This window comes from Roseovarius azorensis (assembly GCF_900109455.1).
GTDB classification, from domain to species: domain Bacteria; phylum Pseudomonadota; class Alphaproteobacteria; order Rhodobacterales; family Rhodobacteraceae; genus Roseovarius; species Roseovarius azorensis.
Genome location: NZ_FOAG01000026.1, coordinates 1 through 16,818, shown reverse-complemented (window position 1 = coordinate 16,818; position 16,818 = coordinate 1). Strand labels below are relative to the sequence as shown.

Here is a 16,818-nt window from a genome sequence, read left to right as displayed (position 1 = left end):
TCGATTTGAGGGCGGTTGATAAAGTCGGACATAACGTCGGACTTACTATCGGATCGTAGCCGAAGTCAGACGGCCCCCGCCGGAGCGTTACGCTGGATGCCGTAGCATGTTGGGAATGACGCGCTTTTGAAGGTTATGGCCGCCTGCGCAGCCTCCAAAATTGCGCAGCAGGCGGCCATAACCGGATCTCGGATCACTATGGTGGTTTTGCGAACCACACCACAGAGGAGGCCGGCTATGGCCACGAACATGTAAAGCTTGAGGATTCAGCCAGCGCTCGGAGTTGGTCAAGGCGGCCATTCCAGACATTCGCGGATGGCAACTGTTCGGTGCGCCCTGTCAACGTGTCGAACTCACCACTCACTCGATCCGTGACAGTGCAGCCATCGCGGCTTTATTGACGTGATCGCGGCTTAGGTTCTCTGCCAATGCACAGTCCCGCGCGCAGATGGCCTCCACTAGAGAGGAAAGTTCCTTAAGCGATGTCTGCCGCCGCTCGGAACTCGAAAGGGAGAGCGCGCGCAACTGCGAGACGCGAATGTGGATGCTTCGGAGCATTCGTTCAGCCTCTGGGTTGTCCGCGCCTTCCATCAGCACATCGTAGAACCGCGTTTTGGCGTCGATCGGACTTTGAGAAGCATCCTTCGCATATGCCCGCTTCACGTCTTCGAAGGCAGCGCGGCAAGCTGCAATCTGCGCATCCGTCGCATTCTCGCAAAAAAGTCGGCTAATAAGTCCCTCAAGGGAAGCCCTCACGTCGAATACATGCTTAGCGATCCTGGCATCGAGCTGAGCGATGATAAGGCCCCGGTTCGGCAAGTTTGTCACAATGCCCTCGTTCTCGAGCTCACGCAGCGCTTCCCGTAGAGAAGTCCGGGACACGCCGATGCGTTCGCACAGGACACGCTCGACCAGCCGTTCGCCCGGCTGCAGCTCCCCGCGTGCGATAGCCGCGCGAAGAGTGTCTGCGACCTGCTTTCTGAGCGTCGGCGATGCGTTGACCCTGAGGCTTTCCATACTTGTGCGCCTTTCCTCTTTTTCCCCGTGGTCGGTTCCGGTGATTACCCTAGTGGCCGGCCGAATTGAAGCCTCGCGGCACGTAGGCGGCATTTATCTCCGACAGTTCGCCTTCCGACAATGACAGATCGAGCGACCCGACTGCTTCATCCACGTGCTGTATCGATGTCGCGCCGAATATCGGAGCGGTCATACCGGGTCGCGATAGCGTCCATGCCAGCGCCACCTGCGAAGGACTGCAGCCATGCCGTTCAGCAATCCCGGACAGTACCGCCTGAACAGCGAAATCACCGTCGCGGTAGTAGTATTTGTGGGTGTAGTCGTCGGTGTTGGTGCGCGAGGTGGGGTTTCTTCCGCCCTGCCGGTTGGCGGAGAGAAAGCCGCGGGCCATCGGGCTGAACGGGATCAACGCGACATTGTCATACAGACAATAGGGCATCAGCTCGCGCTCGCATTCGCGATGCGCGGGGTTGTACTCGCATTGCATGGAAACGAACTTGGCCGACTGGCGGCGCTCTGCGTGAGTCCGGCAGACGGCCAGCGTCCAAGCCGGCATCGTCGTAACCCCCACGTAGCGCGCCTTACCGGCCTCCACAATGGCGCCCATCGTGTCCACGAGTTCCTCCAGATCGGTATCCGCGTTCCAGATATGGGTCTGGAAGAGGTCGACGTGATCGGTGCGCAGCCGGGCGAGTGACTGATCGATCGCGTTGAAGAGGTGCTTGCGGGAATATCCTCGCCCATTAGGGTGCGATGCCATCGGGTTGCCGGCCTTGGTCGCCAACACGAAGCTGTCCCGCGGGTGCTTGCCCACAAGAAGTTTCCCGAGAATGCGCTCGCTTTCGCCGGCCGAGTAGAAATCGCACGTGTCGAAGAAATTGATGCCGTGTTCGATGGCGCGATCGATGATGGGTTCGGATGCTGCCTCGTCCAGAACCCACTCCCGCCAAGTCGTTGATCCGAAGCCCATCGCGCCGAGGCACAGACGCGAAACTTTCACATTGCTGCGGCCTAATCGAACGTATTCCATGCTTAACCTTCCTTGCCGGGTTTCGTTTCGTTGTTGTTTAGGGTTTTGAGGACGTCCACCGCAAAAGCCGCGGAGCGTTCCACATAACTGCGGATCAGTTCCTCGGCCCTGATCGCCTCGCGCGCTTTCAGCGCTTCGCGAATTTCTCGAAGCAACCTCATTGACTCGATACGGCGATCGGCTGATGCCACGCGGGAGGTAATCGTTCGCAGGTAGGTGACCCGTGTGCGCAAGACGGAGGCCATCTGGCCCGTTACGTCGTTTCCGGCGCCCCGGGTGATGACCTGAAAGACCTCGTCAAGATCGCGAGCGTGTTCTCGCGCATTTTCCGGATGATCCGACCGTTCCGCCTGGTCAACTGCCCTGTCCAAGGCGGCCAAGTCCGCATCGCCGGCGCGTTCGGCGAACATCCTCGCCATCGCCGATTCGAGGATTGCACGGGCTTCGTAGATGGCGCGCGCCTCGCTTTCAGAGAGCTGGCTGACATGCATGCCGCGGCCCTGAACCCGCGTGATAAGTCCCTCGGCCTGCAACTTGCTGAGAGCTTCCCGGATGCTTGTACGGCTGACGCCTGTCTGATCCGCAAGAGTGCGTTCAACAAGTTTCTCGCCCGGCTTGAACACTTCGTTCAGGATCGCCTCTCGCAATACATTTGCAGCCTGTGCGCTGAGGCTGGGCGTTTCCTCCAAAGACCAGTCGACAATTTCACTTCGCTTTTCCATTGGCGGTCCTTCTTGACTGGTCTCCGGCTGCCGTGGGGCATGCCAAGACACTTTATCCAATTCAGATTGCCTCACACTCTCAGGACTCCAGACCGGTTGACCATCGTATTGTATGTTGGTATACCAATAATCAACCGAAGTGCCAACCAGCAATGAGTCCAAGAATGAAAACGGAAGACGGCACCATCAATTTCGAGGTCAGCGGCCAAGGAGTGCCGCTTGTGCTGATCCACGGCGTTGGGGCCAACCTCGGAAGCTGGGATGCCGTGAGCGCTGAACTCGAAGATGCCTTCAAGATCATCCGGCCGGACCTGCGGGGGCACGGCAGTTCCCTTCCGATAGATGGGCCCTACTCTGTTGAAAAGTTCGCCGCTGACATCATCGCAGTTATGGATGCTGCGGGCGTAGAGCGTGCGCATCTGGTGGGATTTTCACTAGGCGGCCTGATCGCCCAGAAGCTTGCGACGGACAACACAGACCGATTCGACCGAATTGTCATTCTATCCGCCGTGGCCGGGCGCACCGAGGAGGAAAGGGGCAAGGTCGTAGCGCGGCTGGACCTGATTCGTGATGGCGGCATGGATGCAATCACCGGCGCCGCCGCCGATCGGTGGTTCACAGAGGAGTTCGCCAGACGCCACCCAGAGGTGATCGAAAATCGAATCGCGGAATTGAAATCCGTCCACTTGGATTCGTACCTCGAAGCCTACCGTGTCTTCGGGACGACGGAGCTGATTGACACGCTGCACCGTATCGACCGGCCGGTTCTGGTCATGACGGGCGAGTTCGATCAGGGCTCGAACACGCGTATGGCGCGCGACATGCACGAGCTCATTCCCAGGTCGGAATTGATTATTTTGCCCGGCCTGAAGCACAGCGTGCTGGTTGAGGCGTCGGACGTAGTCGCTGGGCACGTGCGCGAATTTCTACAGCGCAGCCAGTGGAACCAACGGAGGGGATAATGGACAAACAGCTATTTGACCGGGGGCTTGAGCGGCGCAAAGCCACGCTGGGTGCCGAATATGTCGAGCGGTCGCTCAGCGACGCGACCGAATTTTCAGCCGACTTCCAGTCCATCGTAACTGAATACTGTTGGGGACTCGGCTGGGGCGACGATACTCTCGATGCTCGCACCCGTAGCATGCTCAACATCGTGATGATCGCGGCGCTCAACCGTATGCACGAATGGGAACTACACCTGCGCGGCGCCGTGCGCAACGGGGTAAGCCGAGGCGAACTAAAAGCCCTGATCACGCATCTGACGATCTATTGCGGCATTCCCGCCGGTGTCGAATGCCACCGAATCGCCAATCGCGTCTTTGCGGAACTGGATGAAGTGGAGGGCGAGGCGTGAAAGAACCCGTTGTTCGGAAAGTTGTGGACTGCGTGGAAGACACCTTGGTCGAGGGTGGCCGGGGCGCCGAAAAACCTCTGCGGATGGTGGCCTGCGCCGCCGTCATCAAGAACCCGTGGGCGGCCATGGATTTCGTTGAGGATCTGCAACCACAGATTCTGGCACATGCAAAGGTGCTTGCGGACATTCTCGTGCCGCGCGTCTTGGGGCAGATGGGTGGTCCAGATACCATCGAGGCTTTCGGAAAGTGCGCGATCACCGGCACATCGGGAGAGGTGGAGCACGCAGCTGGCCTCATCCATACTCTGCATTTTGGCAACGCCTTCCGGATTGCCTCAAGGGCGGATTCCTTTCTGCCTTTCACGAACAAGCGCGCTGGCGCCGGGACGGCGATCACCATTCCGATGACCCACAAGGAGGCGGAAAGCAAAGGCAGCCGCGCCCATTTTCTGACGTTGGAGTTCTCGATCCCGGATGCGCCGGCCCATGACGAGATCGTGGTCGCCATAGGTGCGGCCAGCGGAGGACGCCCCCACCATAGGATCGGGGACCGGTTCAACGACATGAAACTGATGGGAGTCGATCAGGCAGGTCGGCCCTTGGAAACATCGGAAGATCCGCCCGCCGAGGGCCAATAACCGGCAGCAAACTGTCGACAGATCAAACGAATAACCAACTGGAGGAAAGAAAATGAACAGAAGGCAACTCTTGTCCGCAGCCAGCGGACTCGTTCTCACTGCCGGCCTTGCCACCGGCAGTCTCGCGGAAGAAGGCGCCCCGGTCTCTGGCGGAACTCTGAACGTGGGCTTCATCAGTGACCTGCGCACCATGAACCCGCTGGAATCGACGCAGTGGACGGAGCGGCAGGTGCTGTTTTTGATGTTCGACCGCCTCGTCGATCTCAACCCGGATTTTTCCCTGAAACCGGGCCTCGCAGAGAGCTGGGAGTTCGAGAACGACGGCGCGCGCGTCATCCTTAACCTGCGGAGCGGCGTCCGGTTCCACGACGGCACGCCCTTCAACGCGGAAGCCGTCAAGTGGAACCTTGACACCCGGCTCGACCCGGAAGGGAACTCCTCCCAGCGCCGACAGCTCGAGGGTGTCATAGACAGCGTGGAGGTCGTGGACGACCTGACCGTCGCAATCAACTTGTCCTCGCCCTATCCACCTCTCCTTTCGCTTTTCGCCGACCGGGCAGGCCTCATGGCCTCTCCCGCCGCGGCGGAGAAGTATGGCGAGGATATTGGGTCCCACCCGGTCGGAACCGGCCCATTCAAGCTCGACGAATGGACGCGCGGCGCGACCCTCACTGTCAGCCGTTACGAGGATTTCTGGCAGGATGACATGCCGTATCTCGACGCGGTGACATTCCACGACATTCCGTCGAACGTGGTCGGTATCCAGCGGATGACAATCGGCGAGCTGGATTACATCGGCCAGTTGACGCCGCTCGACACCAAGCTGGCCGAGGCCAGCCCAGATATCAAGCTGGTGCCCTCGGCAGGCGGCCTGTGGTATTCGTTGCAGTGGAAGTGGGATTCAGAGCCTTACAGCAACCCCGACCTGCGTCGCGCTGTGGCGCATGCGCTGAACCGCGACCGGATCAACGAAATCCTTTGGGAAGGTCAGGGCTCGGTCTCGGACGGGTTCGTTCCGGAGGGGCTGTGGTGGACGCCCACTGACCTCAAGCATTACGAGTACGACCCCGACAAGGCCCGCCAGATCCTAGAAGAGGCAGGGCTAGTGGGTACGGAGCTTCAGCTGGCTGCGCCAAGTGGCGATGCGCTGCGTCGGCTCGCTGAGCTTGCGCACGAAGACCTCAACGCCATCGGCCTTGATGTAAAGCTGGAGCCAGTTCCGCAGAGCGAATACTACGCCAAGACTGTGGCCGGCGAAATCCGCTTCACCCCGATGCGCTGGACCCAGCGGGCCGATCCGGATGGGTTGATCCAATATCTCTTTGCCTCTGATGGCACGGCCAACAGCTCGAAATACAGCAACGAGCAGGTTGACGAGTGGATCTACGAGGCACGAGTTCTCACCGATCAGGAGAAGCGCCAGGAGCTATACAACAAGGTGCAGCGCCAGATTTCCGAAGATCTGCCGTACATGCCCATCGGGTTCTCGCGCGAATTCAGCGCCCTGCGCACGGAAGTGCACGGCTACACGCCGATGCCGGACCTGATCCCGCGCTACCGCTTCTTCTGGAAGGAAGAATAAGGCAAAGACGGGGGCCGCCTTCCGCGGCGGCCCCAGGACTCCAGAGGCTCCGCGCCGTGCGTGGCCGCAACCCGAGGCAAATACTTCAGGATATCCATGACCAAGAACTACCAGATGTATATCGCTGGCGCCTTCTGCGATGCGGGTGATGGTCAGCGCTTCGACTCTGTCAACCCGGCCACCGAAGAGGTTTGGGCGAGCTTTCCGGAAGCGACCGCGAAGGACGTGGATCGCGCCGTCAAGGCCGCGCACCAGGCCTTCACTGAGGGGCCTTGGTCGCGCACCAGCGCGCGGGAGCGGGGCAGGGCACTCAAGCGGATCGCCCATGAACTTGAGAAGGTTGGCCCCGAACTGTCCGTGGCGGAAACCACCGATACCGGTAAGCTCCTGCGCGAGACGAGATGGCAGGCCGGCAATCTTGCGGAAATTTACGATTACTATGGTGGACTTGCCGACAAAGTCGAAGGTAGTCTGCCGCCGGTAGGGCCGAACCAACCGCTGTCGATGATCGTGCGAGAGCCGCTCGGGGTGGTGGGCGCGATCGTGCCTTGGAATTCGCAGCTCCACCTTGCCGCCTTCAAAATCGCCCCAGCACTCGCCGCTGGAAATACTATCGTTCTAAAGCCTTCGGAGGAGGCGGCGGCGGCCATCGTCGAGTTCGCCCGCGTCATGCATGCCGCAGGGCTGCCTGAGGGGGTATTCAACGTCGTCACCGGCGGTGGCAATCCTTGCGGGCAGACGCTGGTGTCGCATCCGCTGGTGCGCCGCGTCAGCTTCACCGGCGGCGTTGAGACGGCCCGCAAGGTTATCTCAGCCTCGGTCGAGAACATCGCCATGCTCTCGCTCGAGCTCGGCGGCAAATCACCCGTCGTCGTCTACGACGACGCGGATATGGACAATGTCGTGAACGGCGTCACGTCGGCAATTTTTGCAGCCAGCGGTCAAAGCTGCGCGGCGGGCTCCCGGTTGCTGCTCCAGGACGGAGTCTATGACGATGTAATCGATCATCTCGTTGTCCGAGCTGGGGATATCGTAGTGGGTGATCCCATGGCGGATGACACACAAATGGGCCCACTGGCCACACGTCGCCAACGCGACCTGATTGAAAGGCTGCTCACAGAGTCCGTTGATGCGGGGGCTAAGGTACTAAGCGGCGGGGGGCGGGCAGGCCGTGACAAGGGCTGGTTCTTCGAGCCTACCATCGTCGCATGCGATGGGCAGGACTATCCCATGGTGCGAAACGAACTCTTTGGACCCGTACTGAGCGTCCTGCGCTTCAGGGACGAGGAGGAAGCCATCCGGCTGGCACGCGACAGCGACTACGCCTTCGCCGGCGGTGTCTTCAGCCGGGATTTCGGCAAGGCGTACCGCACGGCGCGAGCGATCCCAGCTGGGCGCTTCTGGATCAATACCTACCGCGTGACGAACTACGCCATGCCCTTCGGTGGTTCCGGAAACAGCGGGTACGGCCGGGAAGGCGGGATCGAAGCCATCCACGACTACACCCAGACCAAGGCGATCTTTGCGGATCTCTCGGGCGCCCCGGTCGCTGATCCCTTTGTAATGCGGTGATGTCGTTATGATTGCGCTTATCGCTTCCCGCATCGCCATCATGATCCCAAACGTGATCATTCTCACCTTCTTGCTCTTCGCGGCGACCACGTCGTTCCTGGGAACGCCTGCGGCCATTATGCTCGGCGAGGACGCATCGCCCGAGAGCATCGCAGAACTTAACGCGAAACTGGGGTTCGATGAGCCGTTGCTGATGCGTTATTGGGCTTGGGTTACGGATGCGCTTTCCGGAGACTTCGGACGCAGCTATTCGACCCAGCAGCCCGTGGCCGAGATGATCGCGAATGCCTTGCCGCTGACCATGGAGCTAGCGCTCTGGGCGATCTTATTTGCCTTCTTCGGCGCGGCACTCATCAACTCTGCTACGTTTTTGAAAGGCTTCGTGGACAGGGTCGTGGCAGCGGTCAGCGTCGTGGGGATCACAGTGCCGAACTTCTTTCTCGGTCTGCTTCTGATCTATCTGTTCTCAGTACAGCTCCGGCTTTTGCCGACCACGGGCTGGTCGCCCTGGGAGAATGGCGCGGGCAAGCACCTGCTGCACATGATCCTGCCGGTGGTGACTCTCACGACCTTCTATTTCAGCTCCTTCAGTCTCGTTTATAAGGCAGAATACAAGTCGGTTGAGAATAACCTCTTTATTCGGGCCGCACGCGCCAAGGGTTTAAGCGAGAGCCGGATCTCCTACCGACATATCCTTCCCAATAGTGTCCTGCCTCTGGTCACCTACGCCGGTCTCTCACTCGGGCAGTTGGTCGGTGGGGCCGTGGTAACTGAGACGGTATTCTCGATGCCCGGCATGGGCCGCCTCCTCGTCAATGCCATCTCCGCCCGGGATTTTCCCGTGATGCTAGCGGTTGGAATGGTCATTATCGTGGGCGTCATGCTACTGAACCTCCTGGCGGACATAACTTACTCGCTCATCAACCCGCTGGTTCGGACGGCTGGATAGGAGATGGCGATGAAACGTTTCTCCGTACGTCTGATCCTCGGGTTGACGCTTCTTGTGCTGGTGACTGCCTCGGCGCTTTTCGCACCCTGGATCGCCCCCTATTCGCCGATCCAGACGACGACATCAGTTCTGGCCGTCCCCAGCGCCGAACACATTCTCGGAACAGACCAGCTTGGCCGCGATGTGTTCTCCCGCATTATATGGGGGACGCGCGTATCTCTGCAGGTGGGCGTCGCAGCCGCGGTGGTGGCCGTGCTGCTCGGGGCACCGATCGGCCTCGCGGCGGGCTTCTTCCGCGGACGGATCGACTTCTTCTTGGTACAGGTTATCGACATCTTTATCGCCCTGCCCGCGCTTGTCTTGGCCCTCATCATCACGGCCATGTTGGGACCGTCCGTCACCAACCTATCGGTCACGCTCGGCGTCGTCACGGCACCCACCGTTGCGCGTCTTATACGGGGGCAGGTCTTTGTGGTGCGAGAGACGCTCTATGTGGAGGCTGCGCGCGCAACGGGGGCGAGTTCGTCCTGGATTATCCGCAAGCACATCATGCCGAATACAATGCGGGTCGTCTGGGCGCAGTTCGCTATCAACGTCTCACTGGCTATCTTCACTTCTGCGAGTCTGAGTTTCCTTGGATTGGGCGTGCCGCCCCCCGCGCCAGACTGGGGTGGCATGGTGCGTGACGGTTCGATGTTCCTGCCGATTCGACCGGCCATCAGCCTCGCGCCCGGCGTCGCAGTCGCCCTGACTGTCCTGACATTCTATCTCATCGGGTCGAGCATGAATGAAGATGACTGACTTAAGGAGCTTCAAGGGGAATTTGCCAATGTCCAAGACCGCATCAGAAACGGATCTTCCGCCATTTCTGCAGGAACGCCTGACCGAAGCTGCGGGAGGCAAGGAGCAGGCCGAGCGGGTGCAAGGAATGATGCGGCCCGCGGACGAACTCATGCGAGTGGAGTCTCTTAAGTGCTTCAAGGCCTCGCGTCTGAGTTTTGCCGACATGTTCAGTCGCCGGATGGTGGAGCGCAATTGGCGGATCATACTCGCCAGGAGCGAAGTGCACGCCGACGGTTCGGGTAAATTCGTCTATAACGTTGAAGCGGAAGGCCGCCGAATGACGTATATCGCACGAGCCTATCCATGGGACGGGATCGAGAAGGTTGGCCGCCGTGCGGACGGTGCCTTGCGTGACATGTTCGGCGCCCTCTTCGTTGGCGAGGCGAGCGAAGAACGGATCGAGAGGGAATTCGCGACGTTTGACGTTAAATCGGAAGGGGACATGCGCACTACGGCTGAAGTCATCGGCTGGACACCCGCCAACCGCAGCAGCCGTCATTTCGATACCGTGGTAGACTCCCTCGCGGCGGGCAAGCAACCGGAAGCAGACCTCGCCTACTTGATGCGCAATGGCGGTTTCCAATCCAGCGGACGAAACGGCTCGGTCTCGTTTCACGGTATCCCGCGGGACCACCCGCTGAGCCATCCATTTTACGCCGATATGTTTGCGATCTACCTCGTGCGTATCTTCTCGATCGACCTGGTCAACGCCATCGCGCGGCGCCGCAACCCGGATGCCGCACAACTCGATCGCTCGATCGCGCGCAATCTCGGCATCGGGAATTCCTCCGGTCAGGGCATGTGTGTTGCCCTGCAAAGATGGCCGCACTGGGTGGCGACTTGGGTCGTCGTGCGTGAACTTGCCCTCGCGTTTACAAAAAACCGCGCCATCACCGCCAACGCCCGAAGCAGAATGCATGCAGCGATTGTACACACGATTGACATCTACAAAGCGAGTGATCCGCAGGTTGAGGATTACGTCACGCCCAACGAGGAGATCATCGCCAATCTCGAGGCCATAGACAGGTGGTTGGACGACGCGGATGCCAGCAGTTGGAACGAGTTTGCGAAAAAGGTCGCCGCCACTTTTGACGGTGAGACTCGTGAGCAGTTCAACAGCCTGCTGATCGACCTGGAACCGGAGTTTTGCGACGCTATCGCTCCGTGGCTGCGGTCCGGCTCCATACGAAGGCGTGATTTCGACCCGCGCATGTCCGTTGCCGTTCTGCGCGGAATCCTTCGGCGAAACTACACATGGGCGCTAGAATACGACCGGACGCTCGTCTCCACGCACCAGTGCTTCTGGTACCACTCCGAGGACAACGGCGAACAACGGCGCGGCGAGCGGGTCATTGATCCGCACGAGGAATTCGAATCCTTTATCGACCATATCGGTCTCGTGCAGCGTCTCGCCTCCGTTCTCACGGCCTACGGCGACGACGCGCGGATGGGCGACGTGGTGCTCGATCACCCAGATCTGCATTACGCGATATCGCGCGTGCAATATCTCGACGGCATCCCCTACGCTGAGATACGCGACAGCGTCGCGCACAAGGATTTCATCCCTGCGGATCTCATCAGGTTTTATCACGCCTGCCTCGGGATGCGCGGGGCCACGCCGCTAAGCATAAGATACGTCCGCGGCACGTTTTTCCAGGCGGAACCGCTTCCGCAGGATCTCTCGGAAAAGACGGCACCGCAGACAACGCAGGTTTCCACGCAAAAAGAGGTGCAGGTTTGAAGCTCACTGTCGCAGTTGGAGAACTCACGCGCGTTCTGCCTTGGTCGCTTCGCGCACTTGGATACCCATTTGGAACCGCAGACCGCGCCGCAAGGCTCGTGGCCATGGCCGCCACGCTTGATCCTGCAGTACTGGACCGGATTGCGGAGGCAAGAAAACGGCCGGAGGAAGGCGTGCGGTTCTTTTACGAGGCTGACAGTCTGAAGGTCGAGGCGAACGGATGCTCACTCTTCGAGACGGGCGCGGTCATCATGGACTATCTTGCTGCTCACTCAAATGAAGCAGCCGTGGTCTCTGCCGAAGTCATAGACGGGACCGACCCAGAAGTGCTGTCAGCGGTTCTTCTGACCGGCGCTGATTACGGGCTGACTGCCGTGGCGGTGCGGCCGAATTCGCAAGGCGGGGGCTGGCTGGTAGCCACGCCAAGCGGCACCGGGCTGCGGCTATACGAAGGCCAAGACTGTGAGGCGCTGGTAGGCGGCGTTGGTCATGCCGGGCTCGCCGACCGCATACGGCAGGCTAATACGCCCCGTGGTTGTGTATTCGTTGCGACGGAGCAACCGGTAAAACTCGCCTTAGCCACACCCGGCGCGGATGTCTCCGAGGCTGTCGCCAAGGCAAATTCCGAGGGCATACCGGTTTTTGCGCGCACCCTGAAGGCGCTCTACGGGCTTGAAATGATTACCTGGGCGCCAACTTCCGAGCGATCGCGCGCGCAGGCGGGTTTTACGCCGAGATCGACGGTGACTTCATGACCCGCGCGGCTGACGAACCCGTTGTCGAGATGGACCGGCTGACCATTGCTTTTGGCAAAACCGAGGTTGTCCACAATATCGGTTTCAAAATCCGTGCCGGTGAAACCCTCGCTGTCGTCGGCGAAAGCGGCTCGGGCAAGAGCGTTACGGCGATGGCGGTCATGGGCCTGCTGCCGCCGGAGGCGAGAGTTGGCGGTTCGATCCGTCTCGATGGCCAGGAAGTCGTCGGCGCATCGGAACGTCGGCTGCGCCGGATGCGTGGCCAGACGGTTAGTATGATCTTCCAAGAACCGATGATGAGCCTCAACCCCGTGCTTCGGGTTGGAACACAGATAAAAGAGATGCTGCGCCAGCACTTGCCTCTTAGCGATGCCGAGGCGCGCAAGGAGGGAATCCGCCTCTTCGAACGCGTACGCATACCGGACGCGTCCCGAAGGTTCGATGACTATCCCCACATGTTTTCTGGCGGGATGCGCCAGCGCATCATGATCGCCATTGCCCTCGCGTGCTCGCCCAAGCTTCTTATCGCCGACGAGCCGACGACCGCACTCGACGTTACAATCCAGGCGCAGATCCTCGACCTCCTGAATGATGTTCAGCGCGAGACGGGCACGGCCATCCTCTTCATCACGCACGATATGGGGGTTGTTGCCAACATGGCCGACCGTGTGATGGTCATGCGTGAGGGTGAGACCGTGGAGACGGGCAGCGTCCACGACATCTTCCATAAGCCGAGTCATCCTTACACTCGGATGCTGATCGACGCGGTGCCGAGGCTCGGGCGGGGGACCGGCCCTAATACCGGTGCAAGCTACGACAGAAAACCGATCCTCGAAGTCCGCAACCTCGTGACACGCTTCGATGTGAAGGGCGGTTATTTCAACCTCAAGGTTGGCCGGGTCCATGCCGTGGAAGGACTCGATTTCGAGATTTACCCCGGCGAGACGTTGTCCTTCGTGGGCGAGTCGGGTTGCGGGAAGTCGACCACCGGCCGAAGCCTGCTTTACCTCAATCCGCCCGATAGCGGCGAGGTTAAGTTCGATGGAAAGCGGATCGACCCAAACAGCGCGGCGGACCTGTCACACCTGCGCCGCAACGTGCAGATGGTGTTCCAGGATCCATTCGGTTCGCTTGATCCCAAGCAACGTATCGGGGCAACGCTTGCTGAGCCTCTTCTCTGTCATGGGCTAGCAAGCAAAGCGGAGGCAAAGGAAAAGGCCGAGTATCTGCTCGAGCGCGTCGGACTGGAGGCCGGGATGATTTCCCGCCTGCCGCACGAGTTTTCCGGTGGGCAGCGGCAGCGCATCTGTATCGCACGCGCGCTCATGCTCGACCCAAAGGTCGTCATCGCCGACGAGGCCGTCTCAGCACTGGATGTATCGGTGAAGCGTCAGGTGATCGACCTTCTCATAGATTTGCAGGAGGAAATGGGGCTATCCTACCTCTTTATCAGCCATGACATGGCAATCGTGGAGAGCGTGAGTCATCGAGTTGCGGTAATGTACCTCGGCGAGATTGTCGAGATCGGCCCGCGCGCCGAGGTGATTGGCAACCCGCGTCATTCCTACACTCAACGCCTGATGCAGGCCGTTCCGGCAGCGGAACCGATTGAGAACCGCCACCGCACGATCGGGGCACCCGTCACCGAATTGCCGTCACCGATCCGCCCGCTGGACTACTTGCCACCCCGACGCAACTATCGCAGCGTCGGACCGGACCACCTGGTCGCAGAGTGAGCGTGGAGGTCCACGCCGAGTTCCTGGAAGCGGGCGGCATCACGACCCGCTACCTCGTTGCCGGAGAGGGCCGTCCCGTGGTGCTGCTGCACGGGTCATCCCTTGGAATCGACGCACAGGTCACGTGGATGTGCACCCTTCCCGTTCTTGCGCAACGCTTCCGTGTCTATGCCCCCGACATGATCGGATTCGGTGGCACGCCACCCGCACCTGATGGTCGCCACGTTCAGAGGATGGAACGCTGTTTCTACGTGCGGGCTTTTCTTCAGGCGCTTGGCCTTGAGCGCTGCGCGATGGTCGGTCATTCGGAAGGTGCCTTCGTCGCCACCCGGCTCGCGATCGAGACCCCTGGGCTGGTGGAGGCACTTGTGATAGTCACCAGCGGCGCGACCGCGCCACGCTTGGGCGGGGAAGCGGACGCCGATTGGAGTGCGGCCGCAGCGGCCGTCTACGACGTTGCCGGCAGTTGCACGACGGAGGACGACTTCATCGCCACCATCGCCCCGCTGAGCACCACCAACCCGCCGGACTATCTGGACGTCATGCGCCGCAATTACCGCGCTGCGCGAAATTCCGGGCAGTTCGAGCGGCTTACTGAGGCGTCCTTCAAGGGTGATTACAAGAGCTATACCCGGTTGCAGGAAGAGATGCTGGTCCCCAGCCTCTCAGAGATCACGGCCCGCACCCTACTAATCTGGGCAGGGGCTGATGCGACCGTCCCGGTGGCACGAGGCGTTGCGCTGCTGGACCTCCTATCCAGCGCGGACATGCACGTATTGGGGCGCGCTGCACACATGGTTATGATCGACCGCCCGCGCGCCTTTAATAGGCTTCTTATGGATTTTCTTGATGGGGAAAACGCCCAGTGAGTGGCTCGGGTTAACGCAGTAGCATGTGACGAAGGTCGGAACTGGCTCCCCACAGCCCAAGTGGCGGAAAAGGCTATCATGGACGAGGTATTGAAAGGATCCGAAATGACCACATCAACCGAAACGAAGATGAGCGAGAAGGTAACGACCTTTCTGGCCCGGAAGCACGGGCTGTTCATCGACGGCGACTGGCTGCCAGCAGTCTCCGGTAAGGTATTCGACAGTTTCGACCCGGGTACCGGTCGCGTGATCGCGCAAGTGCCAGAGGGGGATGCGGAAGATATCGACCTTGCGGTTAAGGCCGCGCGCCGGGCTTTCGAAGACGGGCCATGGGGCCGCATGACCCCCTCCGAACGTGGCCGGCTGCTCTTCAATCTCGCCGACCTCGTGGAGGAAAATGCTGAAGAGCTGGCCGAGCTAGAAGTGCTCGACAATGGCAAGCCGCTGTCCAATGCTAGGGCAGCCGACGTGCCACTCTGCGCCGACATGTTCCGCTACATGGGCGGCTGGGCGACGAAGATCACCGGTGAAACCCTGTCGATCTCGACACCGGGGGAATATCATGCATTCACGCTGCGCGAGCCCGTCGGTGTGGTGGGGCAAATCATTCCTTGGAATGCACCACTGCTGATATTGTCCTGGAAAGTGGCGCCTGCGCTCGCCGCCGGTTGCACAGTGGTCCTCAAGCCGGCTGAGCAGACGCCCTTGACGGCACTCCGTTTTGGCGAACTGGCACAGGAAGCCGGCATTCCTAAGGGGGTCATAAATATTATAACGGGCTTTGGTGAAACGGCAGGCGCCGCCATCGCCGCGCATCCGGATATCGACAAGGTGTCATTCACCGGATCGAGCGAGGTGGGCCGGATTATTGTGAAGGCGGCGGCTGGAAATCTAAAGCGTGTCTCTCTCGAACTGGGTGGCAAGTCACCTGTGATCGTTCTGCCAGATGCCGACCTATCTGCCGCCATCCCCGGTATTGCGCGCGGGATTTTCCACAATAGCGGCCAGGTCTGTACAGCTGGTTCCCGCCTCTATGCGCACAGGAATGTGTTCGACGAGATCGTCGATGGTATCGTGCAACAAGCCGGTCAAATCACGGTGGGCCACGGGCTGGAGGATGGCAGCCAGATGGGGCCGCTGATCTCGCCTGTTCAATGCGAACGCGTCATGGGTTATATCGGGCAGGGTCGCGACGCCGGGGCCTCCATCGCGACGGGAGGCGCCCGCCTTGACCGCGACGGAAACTTCATCGAACCCACGGTTCTGGTCGATACCCGACCAGAGATGTCGGTGGTGCAGGAAGAAATTTTCGGCCCGGTACTCTGCGTCATGCGCTTCGACGATGACGACCTTGAACAGATTGCCAAGCAGGCCAACGACACTATCTTCGGGTTGGCTGGAAGCGTATGGACCCAGAATATAAGCGCGGCCCATAAGCTAGTTAGGCGCATTCGCGCGGGTCGAATCGGTGTGAACACGCATGGATCGGTCGATGCGACACTACCCACCGGTGGATTCAAGCAATCAGGATGGGGCCGTGAAAAGGGCCACGACGGTTTGAACCTCTACACGGAGGTAAAATCAGTCATCGTCTCACTGTGATTTGTAGGCAGCAAGGGCGAGCGGTATCGACATGCCGGGCCGAGGGCCTTGTGAATGATATTGCCAACATCCGCATGGGCAAAAAGCAGAGGATGCGCTTGTCTCCGCGCGGGGCTCACCGCGTGGCGACGGTGAGAGCAGTTGTCTTGGATGGTAGGCTTTCAGCCGGTCGTCTTGAAGCGGCCTGATCCCCACATTCTTTCCACTCCCCAGTGACATCTCCCATTGTCCACTCCTGCCTTCCTGAAACAAGATGCCCATTTTTGCCGTCGTCGAAGCCTTGTGAGGTTATCGAACCCCGGCTTTGGATGTCTAGATATCCAACTCGGACCAGAGCAGCTGGAAGTAGTCCTGATACCGGGCATTGCTGCGCAACTTCACCGGATCGCGTTCGTCGCGGCGCAGGTC

At 60.1% G+C, this 16,818-nt stretch carries 15 protein-coding genes and 1 pseudogene; 13 read left to right on the top strand and 3 right to left on the bottom strand.

The window, feature by feature from the left end; genetic code table 11:
- Nucleotides 1-360: 360 nt before the first annotated feature.
- Genes BSG08_RS18855 through BSG08_RS18845 form a run of 3 tightly spaced genes read right to left on the bottom strand, consistent with a single transcriptional unit; the run spans nucleotide 361 to nucleotide 2,769 of the window.
- Nucleotides 361-1,017 (bottom strand): GntR family transcriptional regulator, encoded by a 657-nt coding sequence (locus tag BSG08_RS18855; RefSeq protein WP_175544838.1) that lies wholly within the window; start codon nucleotides 1,015-1,017, stop codon nucleotides 361-363.
- Nucleotides 1,018-1,066: 49 nt separating this feature from the next.
- Nucleotides 1,067-2,047: an aldo/keto reductase gene (locus BSG08_RS18850; RefSeq protein WP_093039389.1), complete on the bottom strand. Its 981-nt coding sequence runs from the start codon at nucleotides 2,045-2,047 to the stop codon at nucleotides 1,067-1,069.
- 2 nt (nucleotides 2,048-2,049) lie between these two features.
- Nucleotides 2,050-2,769 carry a GntR family transcriptional regulator gene (locus BSG08_RS18845; protein WP_093039388.1) on the bottom strand — a complete coding sequence of 240 codons (720 nt, stop codon included), beginning with the start codon at nucleotides 2,767-2,769 and terminating at the stop codon, nucleotides 2,050-2,052.
- A 164-nt stretch (nucleotides 2,770-2,933) separates the two neighbouring features.
- Between BSG08_RS18845 and BSG08_RS18840 the strand changes: the two genes are divergently transcribed.
- The 13 genes and pseudogenes from BSG08_RS18840 to BSG08_RS18780 all read left to right on the top strand — a co-directional run.
- A complete protein-coding gene (locus BSG08_RS18840) occupies nucleotides 2,934-3,731 on the top strand; it encodes an alpha/beta fold hydrolase (protein WP_175544837.1) in 798 nt (265 codons plus the stop codon).
- On the top strand, nucleotides 3,731-4,123 hold the full coding sequence (locus BSG08_RS18835) for a carboxymuconolactone decarboxylase family protein (protein ID WP_093039386.1): 393 nt from the start codon (nucleotides 3,731-3,733) through the stop codon (nucleotides 4,121-4,123). The genes BSG08_RS18840 and BSG08_RS18835 overlap by 1 nt, the downstream gene beginning before the upstream one ends.
- Nucleotides 4,120-4,761, top strand: coding sequence for an amino acid synthesis family protein (locus BSG08_RS18830; RefSeq protein ID WP_093039385.1), 642 nt, complete (start codon nucleotides 4,120-4,122; stop codon nucleotides 4,759-4,761). The genes BSG08_RS18835 and BSG08_RS18830 overlap by 4 nt, the downstream gene beginning before the upstream one ends.
- 52 nt (nucleotides 4,762-4,813) lie before the next feature.
- Nucleotides 4,814-6,343 (top strand): ABC transporter substrate-binding protein, encoded by a 1,530-nt coding sequence (locus tag BSG08_RS18825; protein ID WP_093039384.1) that lies wholly within the window; start codon nucleotides 4,814-4,816, stop codon nucleotides 6,341-6,343.
- A 96-nt stretch (nucleotides 6,344-6,439) separates the two neighbouring features.
- Nucleotides 6,440-7,915: an aldehyde dehydrogenase gene (locus BSG08_RS18820; protein ID WP_093039383.1), complete on the top strand. Its 1,476-nt coding sequence runs from the start codon at nucleotides 6,440-6,442 to the stop codon at nucleotides 7,913-7,915.
- A gap of 7 nt (nucleotides 7,916-7,922) precedes the next feature.
- Nucleotides 7,923-8,864, top strand: coding sequence for an ABC transporter permease (locus BSG08_RS18815; protein WP_093039382.1), 942 nt, complete (start codon nucleotides 7,923-7,925; stop codon nucleotides 8,862-8,864).
- A 9-nt stretch (nucleotides 8,865-8,873) separates the two neighbouring features.
- Nucleotides 8,874-9,665 (top strand): ABC transporter permease, encoded by a 792-nt coding sequence (locus BSG08_RS18810; protein ID WP_175544836.1) that lies wholly within the window; start codon nucleotides 8,874-8,876, stop codon nucleotides 9,663-9,665.
- A 28-nt stretch (nucleotides 9,666-9,693) separates the two neighbouring features.
- On the top strand, nucleotides 9,694-11,448 hold the full coding sequence (locus BSG08_RS18805; protein ID WP_093039380.1) for a hypothetical protein: 1,755 nt from the start codon (nucleotides 9,694-9,696) through the stop codon (nucleotides 11,446-11,448).
- Between the two features lie 104 nt (nucleotides 11,449-11,552).
- On the top strand, nucleotides 11,553-12,203 hold the full coding sequence (locus BSG08_RS18800; RefSeq protein WP_093039379.1) for a hypothetical protein: 651 nt from the start codon (nucleotides 11,553-11,555) through the stop codon (nucleotides 12,201-12,203).
- Nucleotides 12,200-13,939 carry an ABC transporter ATP-binding protein gene (locus tag BSG08_RS18795; RefSeq protein WP_093039378.1) on the top strand — a complete coding sequence of 580 codons (1,740 nt, stop codon included), beginning with the start codon at nucleotides 12,200-12,202 and terminating at the stop codon, nucleotides 13,937-13,939. The genes BSG08_RS18800 and BSG08_RS18795 overlap by 4 nt, the downstream gene beginning before the upstream one ends.
- Before the next feature lie 2 nt (nucleotides 13,940-13,941).
- Nucleotides 13,942-14,808, top strand: coding sequence for an alpha/beta fold hydrolase (locus tag BSG08_RS18790; RefSeq protein WP_175544835.1), 867 nt, complete (start codon nucleotides 13,942-13,944; stop codon nucleotides 14,806-14,808).
- A 105-nt stretch (nucleotides 14,809-14,913) separates the two neighbouring features.
- A complete protein-coding gene (locus BSG08_RS18785; protein WP_093039392.1) occupies nucleotides 14,914-16,410 on the top strand; it encodes an aldehyde dehydrogenase family protein in 1,497 nt (498 codons plus the stop codon).
- 8 nt (nucleotides 16,411-16,418) lie between these two features.
- Nucleotides 16,419-16,598 (top strand): annotated as a pseudogene (locus BSG08_RS18780) (ISKra4 family transposase); the annotation flags it as partial.
- Nucleotides 16,599-16,818: the final 220 nt, after the last annotated feature.